This is a genomic window from Streptomyces sp. NPDC017246 (assembly GCF_044331325.1).
In the GTDB taxonomy this organism is placed as follows: Bacteria; Actinomycetota; Actinomycetes; order Streptomycetales; family Streptomycetaceae; genus Streptomyces.
In genome coordinates, this window is sequence record NZ_JBIRMW010000003.1 from 418,502 (window position 1) to 442,831 (window position 24,330).

The following is a 24,330-nucleotide window of genomic DNA, read 5'->3' on the forward strand; positions in this document are numbered from 1 at the left end:
GTCCGGCCGGGCAGGTGCTCGGCCGGAGCCATCGGCACTCTCAAAGAAGAACCTAGGGCCTGTGTGCCGATCCCCGTCGAGTCCGCCCCGCCCGGACCGCACGCTCGACGCACGCACCGGAAGACCTGGTCTGCTGCGACGCGCGGTGTCGGACGGGCCAGGCCTCAGGAGAACGTGGGGGCGGGCGGGCTCCAGCGCCGGGTGCGGGAGGACGCATCGGGGACGCCGTACTCCTTCCTGAGGTCCTCGGGCACGGCGTAGTGCATGACGCGCCCCCGCGTCAGCGAGGACAGCTCGAAGAGCGTGGTGAGGTGGCCGAGCCGGTCCAGGGCCCAGGCGCCGAACGGGGAACGGTCCTCGATGGTCTCCAGTACGCCCAGGAGATGGGGCACGGCCTTGACCAGCGTGTCCCAGGGGGTGCTCGGGACCTCCAGCCAGTCGCCGCAGGTGTCCCCGACGAGGTAGCGGACGAGGGCGGGGACGACCGGGTCGAACAGGGTCCCGGGCACGATGTCCTCGTAGAGCTCGATGAGCTGCCGGGTCAGATGGGCACCCTCGGGCGACGGACCCATGTGCCGGACCATGTACCGGTCGAGGAATCGACGTGCCTCGTCGAGGTCCTTGGGGACGGCGTCCTGGTCGACCCCGAGCATCGCCCCGACCACCCGCCAGGCGTAGTAGTACGCCTCCGCTCCCTCCTCGGTCATGTGGATGCCGAGGCGGTGCAGGCTGTCGAGGACGAGCATCGAGAAGAACATCTGCCCGCCGATCATGTCCTCCTGACAGATCGGCACCCCCGACACCCTGGTGTCCCAGCGGTTCTCGCGCGTGAGGTGGTGACGGATGGAGGCGTGGAGCAGACGGACCTTCTGCGCGGCGGGGAGGAAACGGCTGCCGGCCTCGAAGGCGTCCGGCTGCATCAGATAGACGGTGAACTGGCCGGTCGCCGCCATGCGCGTGGACGGATAGTTCAGACCGTGGGTCGCCGAGAGCAGCTTCGCCACGTGCGGGACGAGGTAGCAGGCGGGCATGGACGCGAAGGACAGCGCGGTGGCGATGTGCACGTTGTTGTCGATGAAGAACAGCCTGGCCCGCTCCATCTCGTCCCAGTCCACCCAGGAGGGCGGGGCGCTCGTGGCCTCCAAGTACTCCCTGGCGACATCGGGCAGACCGTCCGGCACGGGGGCGCCGGCGGTGGAGAAGAAGCGCATCAGCGTGTTGAACGTCCCCATCTCGCCCCGTTCGAAGAGGGTGGCGACAGTGGCGTCGGCGAGTTCGTCACCGGACTGACGGAGGGCTTTCATGGACGCGTCGGTGTGGGGCACGGCGGGACTCCTAGTGCGCGAGGGCGTGCGAAGGGCGGCAGGGAGACGGGGGCGGAGTGCGTGAGGGGTGTCAGGAGAGGCGGACCGAGGCGGAGTGCGCCAGGGCCGTGAGGGCAGCCGCGGCGGGCGCGGGTACGTCCCACTCCCGCAGCGCACCGAGTGCCTCCTCGACCCGGACGGCGATCATGCTCTCGACACGATCGGGCGCCTTGAGCCGACGCATCACCTCGCGTACGGCCTCCAGACCCTCCTCGTCCAGGTCGGGCCGGCCCAGCAGGCCGCGCAGTCGCTCGCGCTCGTCGGACCCCGCGATGCGCCAGGTCTCGGCGAGCAGGGCGGTGGGCCGATGGCCCCGTACGTCGTCGGAGTTGGCCTTGCCGGTGTGCCGTGTGTCCCCGAACAGACCGAGCAGGTCGTCCCTCAGCTGGAAGGCCTCGCCCAGCGGCAGCCCGTAGGCGCTGTAGCCCTCGCGGAGCCGCTCGCCCGCCCCGGCCAGGGCGCCACCGATCAACAGGGGCTGTTCGACGGTGTACTTGGCCGTCTTGTAACGGATCACCTTCAGTGACGCCGCCGTGTCCGGACCGGCGCCGGTGTGCAGGATCTCCAGGCACTCACCGGCGATGAGCTCGCGGGCGAGCGCCGCCCAGAGAGGGCGGGCCCGGCCGAGATAGGCGGCGGGCAGACCGCTCGTGGCGAACAGCTGCCCGGCCAGCGACATCAGCAGGTCTCCGACCAGCATCGCCAGCGACCGCGCGGCCTCGGCCGGCCGTGGATGATGTCGTACGGCATCCACGAGAGCCACCTGGGCGGTGGGCCGCCCGTGCCGCAGCGGACTGTCGTCGATGAGGTCGTCGTGCACGACGGCGGCCGCGTGCACCAGCTCCATGGAGGCCGCGGCCCGCACCAACGCGTCGCTGTCGGGCTGCCGCGCCGCCCGCCAGCCCCAGTAACAGAACGCCGCCCGCAGCCGCTTTCCCACCGCGACCGCCGACTCCACCTGTTCGGCCACCGGCCCCAGGGCCGGATCGACCGCCGCCAGCAGATCGGCCTCGTCGGCGACGAAACGGTGCAGCACCTCGTCCACCCGGGCCTTGAAGGCGACGGACTCCCACCGTTCAGTCACCGTCGTTCACCCGGCCGGCCAGCACCTGGCGGGCGAGTACCTCCAGATGCGCCGGGGGCACGGTCGCCCAGCGGTCCAGCACCAGGCGTCCACGTGCCGTCAGATCCCGCTCGGCCTCCGTCAGCAGCTCTGCCGTGTCCGAGCGCCGTGCCAGCCCCCGCACCATCCCGATGGCCGACCCCAGCGTGCCCACCGCCACATCGGCGAGCCCCGCCACGAGCAGCACCGCCTGCTCACCAGGACCCCCGCGACGTCCGGCTTCCCGCGTCATGACTTCTCCCCCTCCACAGCGCACTCCTACGGTTGCGGCGCAGGTCACGCGCCACCGCAGTCAGCTTGGCGGCCGGGAGGACGGGAGAACGGCGGAACTCACGAACGAGTGATCACGCGGAGGGCGCGTTCGGATCATGGGCACGGGGAGGCGTCTGTCCGGGTTCCCGTAGCCGGCGGATCATCCGCTCGATGACCGGTACGGGCAAGGCCGGGTTCCCGGCCGCCGCCTCCGCGTCCCTCGCGTCCCGCAGCAGCCGCACCAGGACCCGTGCCGGCAGCCGCGGGTGTGCGGCCGCCGCATGGCGAATGTGCTCGTGCGGGTCGTCGAGCAGCCGGACCGCCGAAGCGGCCGTCAGCCGAGGGTCGATCGCGGCCCGGTGACGAACCTCCTCGTGGCCGTCCCGGCTGAACCGTTCGACCAGCGCGGGCGTCGACTCGGGGTCGTCCAGGGCGAGTCGACGCATCCGGGGGTCGGGATCGCCGGCGTGGCGGACCAGGTCGCGGCGGGGGAAGTTCGGATGCCCGTGGGGGCGGTCCGGGTGGCTGGGACTGCCGGTCCACCACCGCCACACCCGCAGCAGCATGTCGGCGGGCGCGTCCTCGCACGATTCGGCCAGGAAGAGCTGGACGACGCGGTCCTCGTCGTCGGCGAGGAGCTCGACGACGTCCGGAGGGAGGTGCCTGGCCCGGGCGACGCTCCTGCGGACGAGAGGGTGCGAGGAGGCACTCAGGCGGCGCATGGCGGCCGGGTCCTCGTGCAGTGACACGACCCAGTCGAGGGGAGAGCACCGTACGCGCGGATCGAAGTCGATGGAGATGCCCGCTCGTTGCCCTTCGGTGAGATCGGGTCGGGTGGAGACCGCGAGGCGGACCCTCTCGTCACCGTCGCGGGAGAGGAGACCGACCAGGTCGGGGTCCAGCCGCGGGTGGGACGCGAGGGCCCGGCGTCGGGCGGGATCGTCGTGGTGGGCGAGATGCTCGGCGAGATCGCGCGCGAGGAGGCAGGTGCCCATGACGTCGACTCCGAGGCTCTCGGAGTCGAAGACCGATCGCGGCATCGGATGATCCTGGTGGTGGCGGAGCAGCGCTCTGGCGCGGACCTTGTGGTCGGGGTCGCCGAGGAGCCTGCTCCGGGCCGGGGCGTCGAGATGAGGCCAGGCCCCGGGACAGGCCGCGGCCCGCACGGACGGTTCGTCGTCGGCGGCCAGGGCGGCGAGCAGGGGAGCGGGCAGGCCCGCAAGACGGGCCGCCTGTTCGCGGACCGGTGTGGACGGGTCCGCGGCGAGCCGTTCGTACGCGGTGTCGGTGAGCCGGGCGCGTCGGTCCGCCGCGAGCCAGGTGAGGTTCTCACGCGTAAGGTCGTCGTGCTCGCCGAGAATCAGACGGGCCCACTGCCGGCCGGTGATGTTCGGCTGCGCCTCGGCCACCAGTCCGCGCACCTTCCGCTCCGGGTGAGAGATCGCCGCCTCCACGATCGCCTCCGGCAAGGGGCGCCGCAGAAGGTGACGCGAGAGGTCCAGAAGCTCGACGCGCAGCTCGTCGGTGGTGCTTGGGTTGCGCGCCAGACCCTCCGCCCACAGATCGCGCAGTCTTCCCAGAACCCGTGGCCCACGGAAGAGCGACTCCCAGGCGGCTTCCCTGTCCTCGGCGGTCTCCCGTGCCGCCGCCCGGGCGGCCTCCTCCAGCCGCTCCTTGACGCGGTCCCGCGTGACGAGCCAGACGTCGTACTCCTCGGTGGTCGCCCCGATCAGTGCGTCCCCGTCCGTCGACAGCGTGACGAACTCCGGCTGCCCGGGCCGCGTACCGAGCACGCCGGCGAGGTCCCACCGGTCGGTGAGCCGCACCCGGGTCCATCTGGGGAGCCCGCCCCCGGCCGCACCGACGGCGGCACTGATGAGGAACGCGCCGTCCTCACCGATGATCCCGAGGTCGACCGCGAGCCGGTGCCACTGTTCGTTGAGCTCGGCGACCAGTTCGGGACGGTCCGACCGTACGGTCACGGTCGGCTCGGCCTCGTAGGAGATGACCGGCCGCCAGGCGGCCCATGGCCGTATGACCTCCTCGATCCGCCCGTCTCCCACGATCTCGAGTCCGGCCCGCCGCAGCAGCTCTTCGAGTCCTTCTCGCCCACCCGTCATGGGCACCCATCTTGCCTGCCGCCTGCCGTGGTCGGCGACGACGTATGCGTATCTCCGAAATGCCGGGGACAGGACCCGCGCCCAGAACCTAAGATCACGACCGGGCGGGGCCGTAGCGCAGAGGTCGACGCGCGCGGTCTCCAAAATCGCGAGGACGCCGGTTCGAATCCGGCCGGTTCCGCCCCACCTTGGGAGTTTCCGCGGGACTCTCGCGCGGACGGCCGGTGGCGGCGCGGACGGCCGGTGGCGGCGCGGACAGCTGCGCGACCGTCCCCTCGCCTCCACCGGGCCCGCTTCCGGCACCGCCGATAGGCTCCGGGCATGTTTGAGTACCACGGCTGGCTCACGGTCCACGAGAGCGCCGCCGACGACGATCCGGCTCGGCTCGCCGCGATCGTCGAGGATCTGCGGCACCGCATCGACGCGATCGACAGCCCGTACCTGCTCGACCTTCGCTGGATGAACGGCGAGGCCTTCCTCCATGTCGGAGGCTTCTCCAACCACGCCTCACCCGAGATTCCCGACCTGTTCGACCACGTCGGCGCGGTCGCCCCCGGCTCGTACGGCCTGCTCCATGTGCGGGACGACGAAGCCCCGGGGCACGAGAACGAGGTCCGTGTCCTCAGGATGGCTCGCGGACAAGTCACCCGGCACACCGAGTGGTTGCTGTCACCGTGCGTCCCCACCCTCGAAGATCCCTTCGCGGGATAGCGCGGTTATGCGCATCCCGAAGTGCCCGGTGCCTGGGAAACCTCCCAACAGACGCTGAACGCCGCCGGTCAGCCTTCCTCCCTGCCGTCGTCCTTCGCCGAGTGCCTGCGCACCGAGTCGGGCCCGCCCACCGCGCGGCAATTCGACGGCTGCATCGCCGACCTCGGTGCCCAGGGCTACCAGCAGCAGGTGACGTACCAGCCCGCCGGGAACTTCTGGACCCTTCAATGGGCCGAGACCGGGCTCTACCTCGGCCTCGCCCTGGCCCTGACCGGGCTCTGCGCCTGGTGGATCCGCCGCCGGGTGACCTGACAGACGCCAGTCCCACTACGGGAGCACATGTGAAGGGAAGCCGGGTCCCGGCTTCCCCTCACGGCGTCGGCAGGGTCCTCTCACCATTCAAGATCAATCTTGCCGAGATCGGCTGTCCCGCCGGCCCCCAGGACCGGTACAGACACCGGCCCGTCGGCACGGGGTTCACCTCGGCTCCGCCAGGGCTTGGTCGGAGGCGTCCGCCGGGGCGCTGGGACGGGGCACCGAGAGAAGCGGTGCGAGGTCGAGCCGCTTGTCCATTTCCAGGCGGAAGGTGCCGTACGGGTTGATGTTGGACCAGAACAGCGCGGTGAGCCCGCGCCGGTCATCGTCCGAGAGCTTTTTCGCCCAGGCCGGTTCGGCGAGGACCTCCTGGAGCAGCAGGGTGTTGACGTGTACGAGCGCGGACTGGAGCAAGTGCAGCGCGAGCATCGAGGTCTCGGCGTGTTCCTTGTCCGGGCCGGTCAGGGCGCCGTCCTTGCCCTAGTGCAGCACGGTGTTCGCGCTGTTCCAGTTCCGTGATCCCGGAGAAGGCCGACCAGGCCGCCAACCGCAAGAAGAAGGGCCGCCGGGGCGGACGGCCCGTCGCCCACGACGTCGACCTCTACAAAGGCCGCAACAGTGTGGAGCGCCTGATCAACAAGCTGAAGGCGTGGCGCGGCATCGCGACCCGCTACGACAAGACGCCCGCGAGCTACCTCGCTGGCCTCTACCTACGCGGAGCCGTGATCTGGATACGCAGCCTCCAGTGATCACGACTTTCCTACAGGCCCTAGGCTCCCAGCCACGATCTGTTTCATCGGCATGACCCAGCTGTTCTCCTTGCCCCAGCCGGTCGTCGCACGCCCGTCGGTGGTGTGGCCGCGCACCATGTCCACGCCCGAACGCCCGCCACTCCAGGTCGAGTTGAAGCACCAACTGGTCGCGTTCGTCACGGAGTTCGCGTCGTAGAGGGGGCAACCGTCACAACCGGCGAGTACGACTCATGGCGCTGGGGCGGTCCGGGGCGTGCGCCGACAGGTTCTCTCCGTACCCGGAAACGTTCCTGTAGTCGGTTACGACAGCACGTCGATTGCCGATCCTGCGCTGACGACGGTCCGCCAGCCGCGGACCGGCTGGCCCTGGAAGTCAGTCGGAGTGTGATCGCGCTGGTCAGCAACCGGGACGTGCCCACGGGGGAGCTTCTCCTCGACCCGGAACTGGTCGTCCGGGCCTCGACGGGGCCGGTCGGAGGCTGACGTCCCGCCGGGCCGTTCGGAGGCGGGGGACAGGGGTTTTTCCGGGGCCGGTCAGAGGCGGGGGCAGGGGTTCTCCGGGTCCAGCACCTCGTGGCCCCCTACGGACGGGGACGCGCTGCCGTCGGCCGTGCCGGTCAGGCACACGCTGCCCAGGTCCAGACTGAAGCGCGTCCCGGTGCCGGGCTGCTCGCGCGTCTTCAGGACGCTGTCCACGTATCCGCTGCGGTTCAGCGAGCCGCGCACCTGCGCAGGGGCCTTGAGTCCCTTCAGCGCCTTGGTGACGCGGTCGGTGTGCGCCTTGGTGACGCACTTGTTCCTGGCCTCCAGGTCCGCCTCCGCCTTCTTGTCCTCCTCGGTCCCCTTGTACGAGCCCGGGTTCAACTCGTCGGGCGAGGGCGGCCCGTCGGGGATGGGCGGCAGAGAGGCCGGCGGAGTGACGGGCGCTTCGTCGGCGAGCGGCGGCTCCTTGGGGAGGTCGGGGGAGCAGGGCTCGGCGACCTTGTTCAGGAACGTCATGAAGGTGAGCAGCTGAGCGGATTCCTCGGGGCCGGGCTCGGCATCCGGCTTCGGAGCCGCCGCGGCGTCGGCGCCCTTCGCGGGCTTGGCCGCCGTCGCGGGGCCGCTGTCGTCGGCCTGGGTGGTGCCGCATGCGGTGAGGGCCAGTGCGCACAGGGCAGTTACGGAGATGAGGTAACGGTGCGTGCCGAAGATTCGCTTCATGTGCACATCTTGTGCGTGCCGGATCGACGGCACGTGAGTACGGGTACTCAACTGTCTCTGGGTGATCTTCCCCGAGGCGTTTGAGCAGACCGACCAAGCCGGATCCGGCCCTTGGGCCTCCCGTACAAGCCTCGCAAATCGCTCACATGGTCGCCGAACTGGAGGAACGTCTCGTTTAACGTGACTCCGATGATGACCCTTGAGCCATGATCTGGATACGCAGCCTCCAGTGATCACGACTTCAGACAGGCCCTGGTTGCCCGGTGGCCTTCGACCGAGGCCTCGACGGCATCTGACCCCACCCACTCACGCCAGCACCGTTCCAGGTGCGGGACGCGGCTCCCCTCGTGGACGGGCCACGGCCGTGCTCCGGCTCCCAGCACAGCCTCGGCGACATGGGGGCCGTGCAGGGAGCCGGAGCAAGAGCACCGCGCGGGAAAGCACTGCTTTCCGAGCCCGACCACTAGGGTCTGTTGTGAAAGTGGATCTTGGCCATGGACGATCACCTTCTGTGGGACGTGGGGATCTGGCGAATGGCCAGTGGGCCCGACTTGAGCCGTTGCTGCCGCAGGGCATCAAGCCGGGTCGTCCGCCTGTGTGGACTCGGCGACAGCTGATAGACGGCATACGGTGGCGGACTCGGACCGGCGCCCCGTGGCGGGACGTGCCTGAGAGGTACGGTCCGTGGGATCGCGTCTACGGCCTCTTCCGGCGTTGGCAGCGGAACGGCACCTGGGCTTGGATCGTCACCCGGCTTCAGGCTGAGGCGGACGCAAAGGGCCTGATCACCTGGGACGTGAATGTCGACTCGACGGTCTGCCGGGCCCATCAGCACGCCGCCGGGGCGGCGAAAAGGGGGATCTTCAGAAGGAGCCGCCGGGCGGGATTGCCGTCGAGCCGGCCGACCACGGGCTCGGACGATCGCGTGGCGGTCTGACCAGCAAGATCCACCTCGCTGGCGAGCAGGGACAGAAGCCGCTGTCCGTCTTGATCACGGCCGGCCAGCGAGGCGATTCCCCGCAGTTCGAGCCGGTCCTGGAGGCGATCCGAGTTCCCCGGATCGGTTTGGGACGGCCGCGCAAGCGACCGGACCGAGTCCGGGCCGACAAGGCGTACGACTCCCGCAAGAACCGCGCCTACCTGCGCAGACGCGGGATCAAGGCAACGATCCCAGTCCCGGCAGACCGGGTCCGCAACCGACAGAAGCTCGGTTCCCTCGGCGGTCGGCCGCCGAGGTTCGACAAGGCCGACTACAAGCAGCGGCACGCAGTCGAGTGCGGCATCAATCGGCTCAAGCGCCACCGCGCGGTCGCCACCAGGTATGACAAACTCGCCGTCCGCTACGAAGCGACCGTGCTGGTCGCGGTCCTCAACGAGTGGCTGTGAAGCACTTCGGACTGGTGCCCATAAGCAGCGGCTCTCTGGCTAGCCTCGGGTACCGTCCCCGCACAGCGCAGCACGGACCAGAGCAACGTCCGCGGCGGGGATGGCGAGTTCCCAGTAACGATCAGCGGCTTGCAGGGACAGCAGACGGAACATTCCCTTGTCGACTGCGACACTTCCCGGGCCGGTGACTGGGCCGGCCCCATGGACGTGGAACGGAGCGACCAAGGCGATGTCTTCACCGGGTCCGCCGAGGACTCGAAACGGCCGCCACACCACTGACGACGCTGCGGCAGGGTCCAGAATCAGCGATCCCTGCCGCAAGCGGTGGCCGTCGCGGACGAACGCGGAGACCTCGCGAGCCTCTCCCGCGTTCAATGCGACGACGTCCTCCTCGGCGCGATGCCGAGCGTCCCCTGCGAGCTGCTCGATGAGACGACTCGGACGCCGGAGCAGATCTGTGAAGGACTGCGTCCCTGCGGCCCGTCGTGCCTTTCGCCCCACCGTTGCCCCCTGCGTCGCTGTCGCAACCAGCGTAGCGACGGGGGGCATGCGGGATTGCCTCCCCAGCCACTTTCGCAACGGACCCTAAAGCGTGTTGCAGAAGGTCGTGTCCGGGCAGGTCAGACCGGGGATCGTGGCCAGTCTGCTCATGCAGCCAGAGCGAGATTGTGCATGTGGGCGACGGCCTGGACCGCATGGTGGAGCCCGCTGCCGCGCTGGCGACAGTCGCGAAGGATCTTGTAGTGCTTCATGCGGGCGAAGGCGTGCTCGACGCGGGCTCGGACCTTGCGATGCTCGGCATTGTCCTCTTCCTCGCCGGGCAGCAGGGCGGCCGGGGCGTTTGCGGTGCGGGACGACGAGGCCGGTGTTGATGTAGGCGCCGTCGGCCAGCACGGTCACGCCTTCGCAGTGCTGGGCGAGACCGGAGTCCCGCCAGGCCTTCGCGTCGGCGGTGTTGCCGGGGACCGGCCGGGCTGCCGCGATCACCAGTTTGGTGTCGGCATCGATGATGACCTGCACGTTCGCCGAGAACCGGTAGTTGCGTGAGGACGCCCCCGTCTTGCGGTCACGGACCGGGATCAGGGTGCCGTCCACGATCCACAGCCGGTCGGCCACGTCGGCTGGGCGGGTGGCGGGCTCGATGGCCAGGAGCGGTCGCAGTCGCTGAATGACGCGGCATACCGTCGCCGGCGAGCAGCCGAACAGCGGCGCGAGCTGCCGCATCGTGAGGTTCGTCCGGTAGTAGACGGCCACGAGCAGGACCCGGTCCGCCAGCGACAGGCACCACGGCCTCCCGCCACCGGGCCCGTTCCCACCCCGTTCACGCACGACCTTCAACAGTCGCTCGAACTGCCGCATCCGCAGACCCGTGAACGTCTCCACCCACAACGGCTCAGCCTTCAACACCCCACGCATACAGGGGAAATGCCCGCCACGCAGCCTTCTGCAACACGCTTTAGGCCCGGCGACCCCTGTGGGACTCGACGGCGGTGGCCGTCTCCGGCACACGTGGAGCATCCCGGAGACGGCCACGCTCCCGGTCCTACTGCCGCGTCAGATAGTCCTGCCGCAGGGCGTCGAGGATGTCGGCGGCCTCGGTGAGGTCCGCCCGGCGGCAGCGGGCCGCCGCCGTCGTGAGGCGGGCGACGGCCTCCTTGAACCGGCCCAGGCCGTTCCCCTCGACGAGAGCGGCGAAGCGGACCGCCTCGGCGCGCGGCATCTCGCCCCGCCGACCGCCCTGCTCATGGGCGTCGACAGCGGCCTCCGCCTCCGCGAGCGCCTCCGCGAAGCGGTCCGCCTCGGCCAGGGCACGCGCGCGGCGGTAGTGCACTTCGCCCTGCTCGTACCAGGCGTGGAAACCCTCCGTGTCCTCCGGGACGGCGACGCGGAGCGCGTCGGCCTCCGCCAGGTGCCGCAGTGCCGTGTCCAGGCCCTCCGCATCGCGCGCCAGCATGGTGAGACGGGCGAACTCGCGCATCATGTGGCTGATCAGCGAGGGGTTCGGCGCCTTGGCGTGCGCCGCGACGGCCCGTTCGTACGCCGCGCCCGCCGCCTCCCAACGGCCGGCCATCGCCAGCGTCGTCGCCGCCTCCGCGGCCACCAGAGTGCGGATCGGGCCGTCGTCCTCCCAGCCGGCCACGGCGTCCGCGAGGCGCAGGAACTCCTCGGCCGAGGGGAGGAACTCCTCCAGCTCCCGCAGCCCGCGCGCCAGCGTGAGACGGGCCTGGGCGACCAGACGCTCGTCGAGCGACGCGGCGACCTCGTCGGAGAGGACGGACTCCAGTACGGCGACCGCGTCCGCCTGCTGCCCCGCACCCACCAGGACGTCGGCGAGCTGCAGACGTGCCTGGGTGGCCTCCTCGGGCGCCCCGTTCTGGTCGAACCGCGCGGCCGACTCGGAGAGATGGCGCACGGCGGCGCCGGAGTCCCCGAGGTGCGAGGCCGCGTGGCCGAGCAGCGCGTACGTCGGTGCCAGCGGGAACTCCGCGTCGTCGTGGCGCACCGCGTCGGAGATCGCCCGGTGCAGCAGCTCCGTCGCCTCCTCCGGCTCGTTCTTGGCGAGCAGGATCTGGGCGAGCAGCGCGCGCGGACGCGAGCCGCGCCACGGCCGTCCGGAGACGTCGACGTCCTTCAGGGCCGCGCGCAGCTCCGACTCGGCCAGGTCCATGTCGCCGCGCTGGGCGGCCATGTCGGCGACGAACTGCCGTGCGTTGGCCACGTGGTGGGGGACGAACAGGCGTTCCGCCTCGGAACGCAGCACACGGGCGGCTTCCTCGAACCGCTCCCACGCGGTGTCGGGAGCCTCCGGGAGCAGGCGCTGGAGGTCCTGGTAGGCGGCGAAGACACCGGAGTACAGCACGGTGAGGTAGTCGAGTGTGCGTTCCGACGCCAGGTCGGCGCCGGAGGCGGACGCGGCCTCCGCCTCGCCGAGCGGCGCGCCCGTGAACGGGACCTCGGTCTTGAGCCGCTCGGCCTCGCGCAGAGCGGCGTCGAGAGCCGACCGGATCCCGTCCGCGTCCAGCCGCGCGGTGCCGTGGCCCGTCGCGCCATCGGTGGCCGGAGTGCCTCCGTCCGTCGCGTCACCGGCGGTGGGAGCGGCCTCGGCGGGCCCGATCCGCGGGCCCGGGGCGTCTGCCTCCCCTTCCGTGCGGGCGCGGGTGGCGTCGGGCGCCGTCGCCCACGCGAGGGCACGCGCCCGGCTGGAGAGTGCCTGCCACGGCATCGTGAGCTGTTCGTACAACTCGGTGGCGCGGTCGAGCGCGTCCATGCTCTCCGCGTGACGGTCCTCCCGCGAGAGCAGGTACGCGTGCTGCTCGGCGAGCTCGGCCCGCAGAAGGTCCTCCGGACCGAGCCGGTCGTCGTGGGGGGTGCTGCCGTCGGCGACGCGTTCGGCGATACGGGACCAGAGCCGGGTGTCCCCGGGGTGCCCGGTGCGCGCCATGCGCCGCGCCTCGGTCACCAGGGTGAAGAAGTCGTCGGGAATCTCCGCCCCGGCGGATGCGCCACCGGACACTGCCGCACCCGAGCCGTCCGCCGTGCCCGCACCCGAGCCGTCCGCCGTGCCCGCACCCGAGCCGTCCGCCGTGCCCGCACCCGCACCCGTACCCGTCGAGGCGGGGGAGCGGGTGACCGAGGTCCTCAGCCCGAGCGCCAGGGGCTGGTCGAGCAGCGGGCCCTGCGAGAGCCGTGCGCGACGGCGGTCGCCGACGGCCGTGGTGCCGTTGCGCGCGTCGAAGGCGGCGCCGAGACGGTCCGCCTCGGAGCGTACGTGGGCGGAGAGCTCGCGCGCGGTCCAGTTCCGGCCGGGCGGGCCGGCCACCGGGGTGTCCGCGTGCCCCTCCTCGACGAGACGGGCGAGCAGCACCTCAACGCCCGTGAGGAACTCCAGATGCGCCAGCGGAGCGCCGGTGGCCTCGAACAGCGGGCGGTTCTCCGCGAGGATCTCCAGGCCGCGGCCCTCGTTGCGCGAGAGGGCGCAGAACTCCAGGTGCAGGCCCACCTCCTCCTGCGTGCCGTTGTTGCCCCGGACCCGCCGGTAGCCGGTGAGATGGTGCGAGCGGACCTCGTCCACGCGGCCGAGACGCAGCAGCGGCAGCAGGGCGCGCGCCTGGCTCACCTGCGGTTCCTCGCTGCAGCCCTGGTCCCCGGCGAGGACCGGCCGCCAGGTGTCGAGCGCTCCGGCGTCGTCGCCCGCCATCACCTGGTGCCAGGCGAAGTGCCGGGTCTCGCAGGCCTCGCAGTCGCTCAGCTCGGTACGGGACCGGGTGGCCCAGAGGTCATAGGCGTCGGCGACGCCGGTCCCGGTGTGGGAGGCGACGCGGTAGCGCATGGCCGCCACCGGCTGCATGCCGTGATCGGCAGCCTCGTACCGGCTGCGCATCTGCTCGATCCAGCTCCGGACCGAGGTGAGCGGCATCTTCGGCACCTGGAGCAGCGAGGTCGTCACCCACTTGAAGCGCCAGAAGACCTGATGGGCCTCCCACTGGCTGAACGACTCGGGAGCGGTGTCCCACAGCTTCAGCAGCCGGGCGAAGGCCACCGGCGACTTGCGGTGCTCGCCGGTGAACTCGTACGCCGACATCAGCTCCAGCAGCGCCGTGACCAGGACGTCCGGCTTGTCGAAGGGCTCGGCGGCCTCGACGAGTTCCTCCGCGGTCACGGTACGGGTCAGTCCGTGGGGGCGCTCGTTGTTCTCGCGCAGCGCCTCGACGACGGCCTCGGGGGTGTCCAGCATCTACAGTTCCTTCCGGGGCTCGGAGCCGGGTGCGGCCGGGCCGGGCTGGTGCATGGCGTGGGTGAGCAGGCCGATGAAGGCCCGGTTGAGCAGGGCGCTCTCGCTCGCCCGGAGCGGGCGGCGGCTGAGCAGCAGGGCCTGGCCGTAGAGGGCCTCGGCGGCCGTGACGGCCAGCCCCCGCTCGGTGATCGTGATCGCCTGGCGGACCAGCGGGTTGAGGTGGTTCAGGACGAGCTGCGCGCGCGGCGTCTCCTGGCGCAGGGAGCCGAGGATGTCGGCCCAGAGGCCGTCGCTCTCGGCGGCGAGGCTCGACCGGGTCCGCTCGTGGCGCGCGTCCCGGTTGTCGAGCAGGAGCGCCGGCGCGGTGACCGGCTGGAAGTCGCGGAGCACGACATCGCAGTCGTGGACGCCGATCGTCTCCCGGGCGATGGAGAGGAAGGCCGCCGCCCGCAGTTCGGCGCCCGGGTCCACGGCGTCGAGGTGGGCGGTGACGGTGGTCGGGTCGAGGTCCGTGACGGCCGTGCCCGGCCGGATCTCGGGCAGCCGGTGCACGAGATCGCGGTCGTAGGTGTAGCCACCGTTGATGACGCCCAGGCCGGCCGCCGCGGCGATCGGGGCGACCTGGCGGAACTCCTCCACGCTCCGGGTGACCAGCAGCGTCCGGTGCGTCCTGGCGAACTCCTCGAGTGTGACGCTGCCGTCGGTGGTCTCGAACGGCAGCCACGGCAGCACGATCCGCAGGAGCTCGTCGTCGTGCCGGGCGAGCGCCTTGACCGCGAGGTGGTGGGTGTCGATGAAGCGGTGCAGCAGCGACGGCTCGCTGGCGGCGAGTCCGGTGAGCCAGTCGCGGATCCGGTCGCCGAGAGCGTCCCGTACGGCGGACAGCGTGCCGTCCTCGTACAGCGACTCCCGGGACGCGGTCGGCCGCAGACTGGTGGTGTCGACCACGCAGCGCACGAAGAAGGCCCACTCCGGCAGCAGCTCCGGCGCCTGGTCGGTGAGCAGCATCCCCTTGAGGTGGACACGGTGGCCCGCACGCTGCGCCGGGCTCACGGCCGTCGGCAGGACATAGGCGACACCGCGCAGGCCGGCCGCCGGAAGGTCCAGGTCGATGGTGTCGAGCGGGGTGAAGTCGAAGAGGTCGCGGCAGTGCGCGGTCAGCGCCTCGCGCCGGGCGAGCGGGGAACGGTGGCTCCGCTCCCACGGAGGCGCCTCGTTGACCCGGTGGGTCTCGCCGCGCGGTCCGACGACCGTGACCTCGTGGCGCAGGAGACCGCCGTAGTGCCGGGCCAGGGAGACGACCTGCTCCGGAGCCGTCCACTCCGCGTTGTCGGCGCGCGGGGTGAGCCGCACGGTGGTGCCCGGCTCGGGCACGGCCGAGGCGGGAAGGGTCTGGATCGTGTACCGGCCGTCGGAGTGGCCGCGCCACTCGACGGCGGGGGCCGACGGGTCCGTCGCGGACCGGCTGAGCACGGTGATCTCGTCGGCCACGACGAAGCAGGCGAGCAGTCCGATGCCGAACTGACCGATGAACTCCCCACGGGCGGCGTCCAGCCCGGCGCCGTCGAGGGCGCCGTCGGCGGTCCGCTTGGAGCTGCGCCCGATGGTGGCGAGGAAACGGTGGACGTCGGCCTCGGTCAGACCGATGCCGGTGTCCGTGACGGTGAGGGTGTCACCGGTGCGCACCGTGATGGAGCCGGCGGCACCGGGGTCGACGGCCTGCCGGGCGGTGATGGCGTCCACGGCGTTCTGCAGCAGCTCGCGCAGGTAGACGCGGGGGCTGGAGTAGAGGTGGTGGGAGAGCAGGTCGACCAGGCCGCGCAGGTCGACCTGGAAGGTGTGTGCGGATTCGGAGGGGTGCACCTGGCGGAGTCTTTCGGTGGGCGCGCCCGCGCCGGGAGGGAGCGGACGACGATGCGGAAGGGGGCGGTTCGGAGGCGGGGGGAGAGGCCGGACGGCGGTGTGACGAGGACGGGCGGGGGCGGGCGCGGTGGCACGCGGAAGGGCCGGCGAGGGCATCGACGCGAAGCCGCGCTCGGCGGTCCGGTCGTTCCCGCGTATGTGCCCGTGTCCCCGTCCGCGCCTGTGGCTGTGTCCGTACCGGTGTCGGCCGATGTCCCGGACGGTCAGCGTCCGGCCGACGAACGCTGCTTGCGATAGGCGGCGGCGGGGTCGGAACCGTCCAGGTAGTACCAGGGGAACTCGGTGACACGGCCCTCGGTGGCCCGGAAGCACTCCTTGGCGGCCGTACGGTCCCCGGCGAGCGAGAAGGCCATGGCGAAGGTGTTGAGGACCTGGTTCCAGCCGCCCCGGCGGACGAAGTCCGGATGCCGGAACGAGTGGTCGGCGGCCTCCAGCAAGGAAGCCCTCACCTCGGGCCGGCGTATGTACGCGGCGTCCGGCCCGGAGTCGAGGGACAACCACTCCTCGATGTGGGCGACCGCGACGAGCTGGCCGAGCAGCGTGCCACCGGGGGCCTTGAACGCGGACTCCCGCGCGAAGGCGTGCATCTCCTCGTGCGAGCCGCCCCACTTGTCGCAGAGCTGCTGCAACTGCTGCTGGTGCGCCTCCAGATGCTGCGGATCGCGTCGTACCGTCGCCTCGAACCTGCGTCGCGCCGTGTCCTGACCCACCTGGAGGCCGCGGCCGGTCACCTGGAGGCCGTACCAGGGAGACGTCCACTGCGGCTCGCGCTCGGCGGCCTCGTACAGCCACTCCTCGGCCGTGCTCAGGCGCGTGTGGAACACCTCGAACTGCTCCCGCGAGACCTGCGAGGCACGGGCCCCGGTGCGGGCCTCCCAGCCCCAGCTGATGTGGCGGATCCCTGCCACGAGCCGCGGCAGCGGCGCCTCGGGCTCCGCTTCGAGGACCGGGGCGATCCACCGCTCCACACCGGCCGTGTCGCCGACGGCCCACAGGAGTTCGACGCGGTTCTCACTCTCGGGACGCGCTTCGAGCACCTCCCGCACCGTCGCCCAGTCCGCCGCCTCGGCGGCCTCCCGCACGCGCGCCACGGCGGGATCGCCGGAGTCATTCCGCACGCGCGCGCCGGGCCTGCCCGCCCATTTCCCCAGCGTGAGCCCCAAGTCACCGAGCAACGCCATGTCCCCACCCCTTGCCATGATCGAACGGGGAGACCAGTGATCACCCTCCCCGTGGAGGTAGTGACTATCACGCACGACCGACAATCGCACATCTGTTTCCTCGCCCCGCGTCCTGCTCCGGTCCATCAGGACCGCGGACGTCCGCGAGGGCGCCGGGTGTCCCCGGCGCCCTCGCGTCGCGTCACATCACGGCAGGGGGCCGCGCGTTACGGCTCGTCCCGTACCGTTCCCGTGAACTCCGGCCCCGGGAGGGGCTCCCAGGAACCGTCGTACGTGGTCAGCCGCGCCCGTACCGATTCGGCCGGCTCGGCGGCGCCGTCCTTGACCGTGGGCACACTCACCTGCGCGCTCGTCTCGCCCGCGGGGACGGTGGCGCCCAGATACAGACCGCCGTGCTCGATCCCGGAGAGCGGCGTCACCGTCTGCGGCACCTCGCCGAGGTTCTCCTCCAACCAGGCCCGGGGAACGTCCGCCGTGGACAGCTCCGTACCGCCGGCCGGCGGGAGGAAGGTCACGCCGCCCATGATGTCGGCGTCCGCGGCGGCGGACAGCGTCACCCGCCAGGTCAGCGGGGCACCCTCGGTCACATCGCCGGCCACGGGTGTCACGCTCACCGTGGGCATCTTGTCGTCGTTCAGTGCGGTCACCCCACCCCGGTGCGCGCCGACCATGGTGCCGCGTACCGCCTTGACGAACGCGTCGTGCGTCATGTCGTAGCCGAAACGGGTGTTGCCCCGCACCTCGACCGGTATGTCGATGTCATGGCGGCCCGGCCGGACCGTCACCACGCGGGACGTGATCTCGTCCGTGCCCGGCCGGGGGACGAACAGGCGGACCTGGCCGCTGCCCTGACCGGTCACCCGTACGGGCACGCGGTAGGTCCGGACACCGGAGTCGCCCTCCGCGACCGACAGACGGCCGATGTCGACGCGCGCCGGAGTGGCCGGGCGGACCGCCGGCATGCCGGGGCGCCAGCCCCACGCGTCCATCAGCCACGCGCTCCCGGAGCCGCTGCGCGGCGTCAGTTCGAGCGTCGTGATCCGCTTCAGGTCCAGGCCGGACCTGCCCGCGGCGGACAGCGGCACACGGACCTCGCGCGCCCAGTAGGAGGCGGTCCGCGTGGTGCCCGGCAGTCCGTCGATCCGGGTACGGCCCAGGGTCGCGCGACGGCCCGAAGAGTCGGTCACGGCGACGTCCAGCTGGGTGCCCGTGCTGTTGGGCGGGACGATCAGCCGCAGCGCGAGGGAATCCGAACCGGCCAGGGAGACGGGCCGCGCGGAGCGTACGGCGACCGGGGCCCCGGGGCTCGACCACCGCAGTGCGACGGCGTCACGGCCGGGCTCGGGCGAGGCGTCCCACAGGGCGAAGTGCGGCGAGATCCCACCCGCTTCGGGGTCGAGGCAGGCGCGGGCGGGATCGGGGTCGACCTGGGCACAGAGCCTGCCGGCACCGGAGACGGTCACCGACGGGCCCGGCAGGAAGGCCGGCGTGCGGTGCGCGCCGACGGCGTGGGTGACGACCCGGGCCGGACCGGCCGAGGGCGCGCGGCGGCCGGTGCCGTCGAGCAGCGGACGGACCCGGTCGTCACCGCCGACGAACAGCCGGGCGGCCGCCGCGATGTACGTGGCGCCCGCCGCCTGCTGCTGCGTGGCGGTGAGTCGGGTCCGCGTGCCGGGGGAGCAGACCGGGTCGGTGCCGTCCTCGGACGAGAAGTCGTCGAAGGCCGGAGCCTGCGCCTGTCCCGGGGTCCACTCGCTGTTGAAGTAGTTGTGGTTGGCACCGACCATGTAGACCGCGCTGTGCAGCGCCGATCCCCGGCTGACGCCACGGGTGCCGTCGACGAAGTTCTGGCCCTGGAGGTCGTACACGTCGCCGTCGCAGCCCGGCAGGATGGTCATGGAGGGCACGTCGGCGGCCGGGTTGTTGCCGAAGATCGTGGGTCCTATCGGGACGGTGCCGCGGATCTTCCACCGCACCGGACCCCGGTAGCCGTCCTGGTCGGCGGGCGGCGGGGAGAGGCTGTCGATCGCCGCCCGGTTGACGCCCTCGCCGCCCCGGGAGTGGCCGACGAGCAGCACGCGCGAGAGGTCCGCGGGCGAGGCGCGGCGTACGGCCGCCGGGGCGGCGGTCCGGTGCGCGGACCAGTCGGCCCAGCGGGCGAGGTGCAGTCGTATCAGGGACGAGCGGGCCTGGGCGCCGCCGTCCTCGGCACGGTGGTCCTGGCCGTTGATGCCGTTGGCGGATATGGACAGCGTCACGTAGCCCTGCGAGGCCAGGAGTCGCTGGGCGCGCAGATAGCCCTGGTGGCTCGGGATCGGCTTGGTTCCGGCCGGGCACGGCCATTCGCCGCCCATGTCCTCGGTGCCCGGGGTGTAGCAGGTCGTGTGGCGCCCGTGCAGGAAGAGGGCCACGGGCCGCTTCCCCGGCGCGTCGGCCGGTCCCACGACCGCGGCGCGCATCTCGACGGGTTCGGGGAATCCGGGCAACCGCACGGACTTCAAGGTGTATTCGCCGCTGACGGTGCGGTAGCGGCCCGGGACTCCGGGATCCACCCCGTTCACCGGGAGCGGGGCCTCCGGCCGGGCGGCCGGGTCGACGGGGGTGAGACGCGCGGAGCGCGCGGCTCCGGCCGTGTCGAGCGCTCGCCCGGCGGCCGTCACCCGCAGCTGCGTTCCCTCTTCGAGCCGTACGTCCCCGAGGGGCAACCGGAAGGTACGGCCGTCCTGTTGCGCCACCGGACGCCCGAGCAGCCGGTCACCCGCGTGGAATTCGACCCGGGCGTCTCCCATGGGCACGGGCTCGGGCGACGTCCAGACCAACTGCCTGCCCGCCCCGGCCCCGGTGACCCGCCATCCCTCGGGAAGCCCCGGGCTCCCGACCCGTCCCCCGGGGGACGCGGTCGGCGGTGCCCCGGGGGACGGTGTTCCGGTCGACGGTGTCCCAGGTGACGGCTGCGCGTACGCCGCCCCGGGTGACACCGCCGCCAGCGCGAGTAACGCCGCGGCGGTGGCCGCGCCGCGTGTGACACGTATCAAAGCGGTCTTCCTCACGATCGGTCTCGTGAGCCACCGGGAAGGCGCGGCTGAAGCGCCTCGGGGACGCCGATGACCCGGCCGTCCCCGGTTCCCCGGTGCCTCTCTCGCCTTCGGAGGACGGCAACCAGGGGGCGTGGGTTGCCTGGTGGCCCGTGAACAATGCGTCGGGAGTTCCCGTCGGCCGCCCGCGCCCGGGTCGGAACACGGCGCTACACCGCACCCACCACCCGGCGCCCCGCCCTTCGCCGCCCTGCCTCCGCCCCACCCCCACGGCGGCCTGGCGCCTCTGCCCCTCCCGCGCCGTCCTGCCTCCGCCCCGCTCTGTCACCGTGCAGAGGCCTTAGGTCTATCGCCGTGTCGAGGCCCTCGGCCGGAAGCGGGCCTCGGTGAGGCGTGGTGAGGTTGCGGGTCGGTCGGCGATGAGCGACTGGAGGATGTCGAGGAGGGCCGCCGAGCTCTCGACCGGGTTCAGTTCGAGGGCCGAGATGGCGGGCCGGCTGTTGCGGGCGTGTTCGGAGTCCGACCCGGCGACCACCATGGTGTCCTCGGGCACGCGTACACCCCGCGCCATGAGCCCGCGCTGTACGCCGGCCGCGTGCCTCCCCGTGAGACAGAAGACCGCGTCGGGCACGCCGTCGTCCGCGATCCGGGAGGCGAGCTCCAACCCGCCCTCGACTCCAGCGCGTTCGGGAAGCTCGTACATGCGCGGTGTGACGCGGTGTTCGGAGCACCAGCTCAGATATGTCTCCTGATGTTCGAGGTTCCAGGACTTGGGGTCGGTGCCGCGGACCAGAGCGACGGTGCGGGCTCCGCCCGCCTCCAGACGCTCCAGGATCAGGCGGCCAGAGGCGGGGTCGTCCTCCGAGACCCAGTGCGGGAAGTCCGGGCGGCCGGGCGGACGCCCGGACGTCACGTAAGGGATGTCGCGATCCTCGAGGAGCGCGATGACGGGGTCGTCGACGTGCGGGTTGGTGACGATGTAGCCGTCCAGGGAGAAGGCGAGCGGGGGAACCGGCTTCCGCGTCAGGTCGGGCACCGGCATGAGGCTCAGGTTCCTCGCCAGGGCCTGCGAGGCGGCGGCGCCGACGAACCGCTCGAAGACGTCCACTCCCGCGGGCGTGTAGTCGCCCAGGGCGTCGAGCGACCGCAGTACCAGCCCGACCGCGCCCATGGTGGAGCGCCGCAGACCGCGGGCCAGGGCGTCGGCCTCGTAACCCATCTGGTCGGCCACGGTCCGGATGTGCTCGCGGGCGGCGGCGCCGACGCGGCCGGTGTCGAGCGCTGGAAAGTGGCCGCCGTCGGAGCCCGTACCGAAATCCTGGCCGCCTGCCCCGTGCCCGGGACGGGGGAGTGCTCGACGGCGGTGTTCGCGCCCTCAGGTGCGGCGCCGCAGACCGTGCAGACCTGGGACTGGCACGACCTGCTCGTCCCGGACGCGCTCCTGCACGAACTGGTGCCGAGCCCTGGACGCACCGTGAAGCTCTTCACCGAGTTCGGAGCCCCGGGCAAGATCGGTGTCAACAGCGCCGGGCTGGGCGTGCACTTCAACATCCTGTTCCACGCGTCCGACTCGGCCGACGGCGGCGTACCCGTGCACGCGGTGGCCCGCCGCATCCTGGACGAGGCCGACACCCTCGACCAGGCCCTCGAGATCGCCTCGACGGCACGCGTCAGCGCGTCGACATCGCTGACCCTGGTCACCGCCGGGTCCTCCGCGGCGAGCCTGGAGCTTTCGCCCGCAGGCCTGGCGATCGTGCCGGTGGGCGAGGACGGCCGGCTCCTGCACACCAATCACTTCCTCGACGCCGGTCTCGCGGCCGGGGACACCGGCCCGGCCGACTCACTCACGACCGAGCGGCTCGCCCATCTGCGCGAGGTCCGCGCCGCGATGCCGGGGCTCGCTCCCGCAGAGCGTGCGAAGGCCCTGTGCGGCGGCGCCGGGGCAGACGCCGTGGTCTGCCTGCGGCCCGACGAGGACAAGCCCCCGCACCAGCAGTGGGGGACCCTGCTCACGATCGGTCTCGACGTGACCGACTGCGCACTGGACTACCTGGCCGGCACTCCCCACGAGGCCACGACGGCCGGCACCGCGCGCTTCTGACTCCACGCGCTTCGGCCTGGGCGGTCGTGATTCCACGTGCTACGCATCCTGCGCGGTTATGACACCGCGCGGCTCTGGCTCCACGGGTTTCGTTCGCTGCGCGCCTCTGACCCCACGGGCTTCGGACACGACGCGCACTCACCTACACGTGGCCGGCGCCCCCTCCCGGCCCTTCCCCGGCCTGTCCCGCCGCCGATTTCCCGCCACCGATCCCTTGCTGCTCCCTCCCACCCCGAAGGACCCGCCATGACGGAGACCGTCCGGCCCAGCCTGAAGGCCCAAGCGCCCACAGGCCTGCGCACCTTCTTCATCTCCGGTTTCGGAACGGGCCTGGAGTTCTACGACTTCATCATCTACGGCCTGGCCGCCGCGATTGTCTTTCCTACCGTCTTCTTCCCCGGTTTCGACCGCTCGGTGGGCACCCTGGTCGCCTTCGCAGCGTTCGGCAGCGGATTCGTCGCCCGCCCGCTCGGCGGCATCGTGTTCGGTCATTTCGGCGACCGGATCGGCCGCAGGACCATGCTGACGCTGCTGATCATGGGCGGGAGCACCTTCCTCATCGGCTGCCTGCCCTCGTACGACACCGTCGGGGTCGCCGCACCGGTCATGCTCGTCGTGCTGCGTCTCGGCAGCGCCGGAATCGGCATCGGCAGCCTCATCGGGACAGGCGTCTTCACCGCGATCACCCTGCTGCCGGAGGAACAGCTCCAGGCCTGGGCTGGCGCGCGCCGTTCTGGCTGGGTGGCCTGCTGGTCCTGGTCGGTGTGGTGGCCCGCAACCGCATGCCGCACGAGGAGTCACGCGCCGAACGCGCGCCCCGCGTAACGATCCTGGAATCCGTCAAGCGGCACCCGCGCCAGATGCTGTTGGCCATCGGCGTGGCGTTCGGCTACAGCACGCTGGCGTACATCGGCACGATCTTCACGATGACGTACGCGGAGGAGCGCGGCTACGGCTACACCGAGTCGCTGCTGCTTCAGGTGGCGGGCTCGATCGCCTTCACGCTCGCCGTGCCGGCCATGGCGACGCTCTCCGACAGGAGGGGCCGCAAGCCGGTGGTGATCCTCGGCACCCTCGCCTACGCGGGCTTCTTCTTCGTCTACTTCCCCCTGGTGGACGGCCATGTCCTCGGCCTGGCGACCCTCGCCTACGTCCTGGTGAGCGTGTTGATGGCAGCGCCGCAGGGCTGCATACCCGCCTTCCTCGGCGAACAGTTCCCCGCGGCCACGCCCTACTCGTCCATCTCCGCCACGTACCAGACGGGTGCGGCGCTGGGCGGAGGCACCGCCGCGACCGCCGCGACCGCGCTGTTCATCGCGTACGACAACAACCCGATCGGCGTCGGCCTCTACTCCGCGGCGGCGGCGCTGGTCCTCGTCCTGTGCGCCTGGGGGCTGAGGGAGACGTTCCGCGTTCCGACGGCGGAGCTCGGCCTCGGTGCGGCGGTCAGCGAACCTCGGCGGACGCCGGACACCACTACGGTGTGACCGCGCTCAACCGGCCGGCGTGACCGGGGTCCACACACCGAACCACTGCTCGGCGCCGTACTCCTCGAACCGCTCCACCTCGGTGAACCCCAGTCTCGCCGCGAGGCGCATCGCGCGGTCGTTGGCGGTCTGGGTGCAGAGGACCACCGGCTCGCCGGGAAGCGCGTCGGCGAACCAGCCGAGGACCGCCGCGCAGGCCTCGGCGGCGTACCCGCGTCCCCACGCCTCCGGCAGGACCATGTAACCGAGTTCGGCCTCTCCGGCATCGGGGCGCACGTGTCCCGGACGCTCCGCGTCGCGCCGGTCGAGCGTGATCATGCCGATCATCGCTCCGTCGACATCGATCACGAACAGGCCGGGACGCCGCCCGGGAACCTCGGGCACCGCGCGTTCGAGCGCGTCACGCGGCCGAGCGCCACCGGTGTAAGCACCCACCTCCAGCGAGGCGAACAGTTCGATGAACGCCGCGCGGTCCCGTGCCTCGGACCGGCGGAGCGTGAGCCGCTCGGTGACTATCGGGGCGGGTGGCCAGGCGAAAGCTCCGAGTCGAGTCATGGCGGGCAACCTATCGCACGCCCGCGGGAGTGATCCGAAGGAGCAGGCCGAGCCCTCCCGTAGGGATACGTTCATACGGCAGACACT

19 protein-coding genes, 1 tRNA gene and 2 pseudogenes are annotated in these 24,330 nt (G+C 71.7%); 9 read left to right on the forward strand and 13 right to left on the reverse strand.

Features of this window, described 5'->3' with window-relative positions; genetic code table 11:
• Positions 1-164 precede the first annotated feature (164 nt).
• The 4 genes from ACH4MY_RS10280 to ACH4MY_RS10295 all read right to left on the reverse strand — a co-directional run bounded on the left by ACH4MY_RS10280 (position 165) and on the right by ACH4MY_RS10295 (position 4,859).
• Positions 165-1,325 (reverse strand): oxygenase MpaB family protein, encoded by a 1,161-nt coding sequence (locus tag ACH4MY_RS10280; RefSeq protein WP_398000269.1) that lies wholly within the window; start codon positions 1,323-1,325, stop codon positions 165-167.
• 70 nt (positions 1,326-1,395) lie between these two features.
• A complete protein-coding gene (locus ACH4MY_RS10285; RefSeq protein WP_398000272.1) occupies positions 1,396-2,448 on the reverse strand; it encodes a polyprenyl synthetase family protein in 1,053 nt (350 codons plus the stop codon).
• On the reverse strand, positions 2,441-2,719 hold the full coding sequence (locus ACH4MY_RS10290; protein ID WP_398000274.1) for a polyprenyl synthetase: 279 nt from the start codon (positions 2,717-2,719) through the stop codon (positions 2,441-2,443). The genes ACH4MY_RS10285 and ACH4MY_RS10290 overlap by 8 nt, the downstream gene beginning before the upstream one ends.
• 112 nt (positions 2,720-2,831) lie before the next feature.
• Positions 2,832-4,859 (reverse strand): PE-PGRS family protein, encoded by a 2,028-nt coding sequence (locus ACH4MY_RS10295; protein WP_398000276.1) that lies wholly within the window; start codon positions 4,857-4,859, stop codon positions 2,832-2,834.
• A gap of 106 nt (positions 4,860-4,965) precedes the next feature.
• Between ACH4MY_RS10295 and ACH4MY_RS10300 the strand changes: the two genes are divergently transcribed.
• From ACH4MY_RS10300 to ACH4MY_RS10310, 3 genes are all read left to right on the forward strand, one after another.
• Positions 4,966-5,040: transfer RNA gene (locus ACH4MY_RS10300), tRNA-Trp, on the forward strand.
• Positions 5,041-5,180: 140 nt separating this feature from the next.
• Positions 5,181-5,570 carry an Imm7 family immunity protein gene (locus ACH4MY_RS10305; protein WP_398000279.1) on the forward strand — a complete coding sequence of 130 codons (390 nt, stop codon included), beginning with the start codon at positions 5,181-5,183 and terminating at the stop codon, positions 5,568-5,570.
• A gap of 21 nt (positions 5,571-5,591) precedes the next feature.
• Positions 5,592-5,882: a hypothetical protein gene (locus ACH4MY_RS10310; RefSeq protein WP_398000281.1), complete on the forward strand. Its 291-nt coding sequence runs from the start codon at positions 5,592-5,594 to the stop codon at positions 5,880-5,882.
• 165 nt (positions 5,883-6,047) lie between these two features.
• Here the strand turns inward: ACH4MY_RS10310 and ACH4MY_RS10315 are convergent, their stop codons facing one another.
• On the reverse strand, positions 6,048-6,314 hold the full coding sequence (locus tag ACH4MY_RS10315) for a Tn3 family transposase (protein WP_398000284.1): 267 nt from the start codon (positions 6,312-6,314) through the stop codon (positions 6,048-6,050).
• Here ACH4MY_RS10315 and ACH4MY_RS10320 point away from each other — a divergent pair.
• A pseudogene (locus tag ACH4MY_RS10320) lies at positions 6,275-6,634 on the forward strand (hypothetical protein); the annotation flags it as partial. The gene ACH4MY_RS10315 and the pseudogene ACH4MY_RS10320 overlap by 40 nt on opposite strands.
• Positions 6,635-6,686: 52 nt before the next feature.
• Positions 6,687-6,833, forward strand: coding sequence for a hypothetical protein (locus ACH4MY_RS10325; protein ID WP_398000287.1), 147 nt, complete (start codon positions 6,687-6,689; stop codon positions 6,831-6,833).
• Positions 6,834-7,171: 338 nt separating this feature from the next.
• Here the strand turns inward: ACH4MY_RS10325 and ACH4MY_RS10330 are convergent, their stop codons facing one another.
• The gene (locus tag ACH4MY_RS10330; protein WP_398000290.1) at positions 7,172-7,840 is read right to left on the reverse strand and encodes a hypothetical protein; all 669 of its coding nucleotides are present in this window, start codon (positions 7,838-7,840) and stop codon (positions 7,172-7,174) included.
• Between the two features lie 511 nt (positions 7,841-8,351).
• On the opposite strand from ACH4MY_RS10330, the gene ACH4MY_RS10335 reads away from it, so the two are divergent.
• A protein-coding gene (locus tag ACH4MY_RS10335; RefSeq protein ID WP_398000293.1) for an IS5 family transposase occupies positions 8,352-9,226 on the forward strand; the annotation gives its coding sequence in 2 pieces (ribosomal slippage) (positions 8,352-8,745 and positions 8,745-9,226; 876 coding nt in all).
• A 647-nt stretch (positions 9,227-9,873) separates the two neighbouring features.
• Here ACH4MY_RS10335 and ACH4MY_RS10340 read toward each other — a convergent pair.
• From ACH4MY_RS10340 to ACH4MY_RS10365, 6 genes and pseudogenes are all read right to left on the reverse strand, one after another.
• Positions 9,874-10,642 (reverse strand): annotated as a pseudogene (locus ACH4MY_RS10340) (transposase family protein).
• 127 nt (positions 10,643-10,769) lie between these two features.
• Entirely contained in the window at positions 10,770-13,961 is a 3,192-nt protein-coding gene (locus tag ACH4MY_RS10345; RefSeq protein WP_398000296.1) for a hypothetical protein, read from the reverse strand.
• Complete coding sequence (locus tag ACH4MY_RS10350; protein WP_398000299.1) at positions 13,962-15,824, reverse strand: HSP90 family protein; 1,863 nt, start codon at positions 15,822-15,824, stop codon at positions 13,962-13,964.
• 263 nt (positions 15,825-16,087) lie between these two features.
• Positions 16,088-17,065, reverse strand: coding sequence for a hypothetical protein (locus tag ACH4MY_RS10355; protein ID WP_398000302.1), 978 nt, complete (start codon positions 17,063-17,065; stop codon positions 16,088-16,090).
• A gap of 206 nt (positions 17,066-17,271) precedes the next feature.
• Entirely contained in the window at positions 17,272-20,100 is a 2,829-nt protein-coding gene (locus tag ACH4MY_RS10360; RefSeq protein ID WP_398000305.1) for an alpha/beta hydrolase family protein, read from the reverse strand.
• Between the two features lie 346 nt (positions 20,101-20,446).
• Positions 20,447-21,331 (reverse strand): LacI family DNA-binding transcriptional regulator, encoded by an 885-nt coding sequence (locus ACH4MY_RS10365; RefSeq protein WP_398000307.1) that lies wholly within the window; start codon positions 21,329-21,331, stop codon positions 20,447-20,449.
• 9 nt (positions 21,332-21,340) lie between these two features.
• On the opposite strand from ACH4MY_RS10365, the gene ACH4MY_RS10370 reads away from it, so the two are divergent.
• The 3 genes from ACH4MY_RS10370 to ACH4MY_RS10380 all read left to right on the forward strand — a co-directional run bounded on the left by ACH4MY_RS10370 (position 21,341) and on the right by ACH4MY_RS10380 (position 23,688).
• Positions 21,341-22,201, forward strand: a complete 861-nt coding sequence (locus ACH4MY_RS10370) for a C45 family autoproteolytic acyltransferase/hydolase (RefSeq protein ID WP_398000309.1) — start codon at positions 21,341-21,343, stop codon at positions 22,199-22,201.
• Positions 22,202-22,447: 246 nt separating this feature from the next.
• A complete protein-coding gene (locus ACH4MY_RS10375) occupies positions 22,448-23,026 on the forward strand; it encodes a hypothetical protein (protein WP_398000312.1) in 579 nt (192 codons plus the stop codon).
• Positions 22,951-23,688, forward strand: a complete 738-nt coding sequence (locus ACH4MY_RS10380; RefSeq protein WP_398000588.1) for an MFS transporter — start codon at positions 22,951-22,953, stop codon at positions 23,686-23,688. Before ACH4MY_RS10375 ends, ACH4MY_RS10380 begins: the two co-directional genes overlap by 76 nt.
• Positions 23,689-23,694: 6 nt before the next feature.
• On the opposite strand, the gene ACH4MY_RS10385 is transcribed toward ACH4MY_RS10380, so the two are convergent.
• Positions 23,695-24,243, reverse strand: coding sequence for a GNAT family N-acetyltransferase (locus tag ACH4MY_RS10385; protein ID WP_398000315.1), 549 nt, complete (start codon positions 24,241-24,243; stop codon positions 23,695-23,697).
• Positions 24,244-24,330 lie beyond the last annotated feature (87 nt).

Excerpts from the sequence above, each read along its gene's own strand:
- ACH4MY_RS10345 (WP_398000296.1), bottom strand. The coding sequence starts at position 13,961 with ATGCTGGACACCCCCGAGGCCGTCGTCGAGGCGCTGCGCGAGAACAAC.
- ACH4MY_RS10385 (WP_398000315.1), bottom strand. The coding sequence starts at position 24,243 with ATGACTCGACTCGGAGCTTTCGCCTGGCCACCCGCCCCGATAGTCACC.
- ACH4MY_RS10355 (WP_398000302.1), bottom strand. The coding sequence starts at position 17,065 with ATGGCGTTGCTCGGTGACTTGGGGCTCACGCTGGGGAAATGGGCGGGC.
- ACH4MY_RS10315 (WP_398000284.1), bottom strand. The coding sequence starts at position 6,314 with ATGCTCGCGCTGCACTTGCTCCAGTCCGCGCTCGTACACGTCAACACC.
- ACH4MY_RS10325 (WP_398000287.1), top strand. The coding sequence starts at position 6,687 with ATGACCCAGCTGTTCTCCTTGCCCCAGCCGGTCGTCGCACGCCCGTCG.
- ACH4MY_RS10375 (WP_398000312.1), top strand. The coding sequence starts at position 22,448 with ATGACGGAGACCGTCCGGCCCAGCCTGAAGGCCCAAGCGCCCACAGGC.
- ACH4MY_RS10295 (WP_398000276.1), bottom strand. The coding sequence starts at position 4,859 with ATGACGGGTGGGCGAGAAGGACTCGAAGAGCTGCTGCGGCGGGCCGGA.
- ACH4MY_RS10330 (WP_398000290.1), bottom strand. The coding sequence starts at position 7,840 with ATGAAGCGAATCTTCGGCACGCACCGTTACCTCATCTCCGTAACTGCC.
- ACH4MY_RS10290 (WP_398000274.1), bottom strand. The coding sequence starts at position 2,719 with ATGACGCGGGAAGCCGGACGTCGCGGGGGTCCTGGTGAGCAGGCGGTG.
- ACH4MY_RS10305 (WP_398000279.1), top strand. The coding sequence starts at position 5,181 with ATGTTTGAGTACCACGGCTGGCTCACGGTCCACGAGAGCGCCGCCGAC.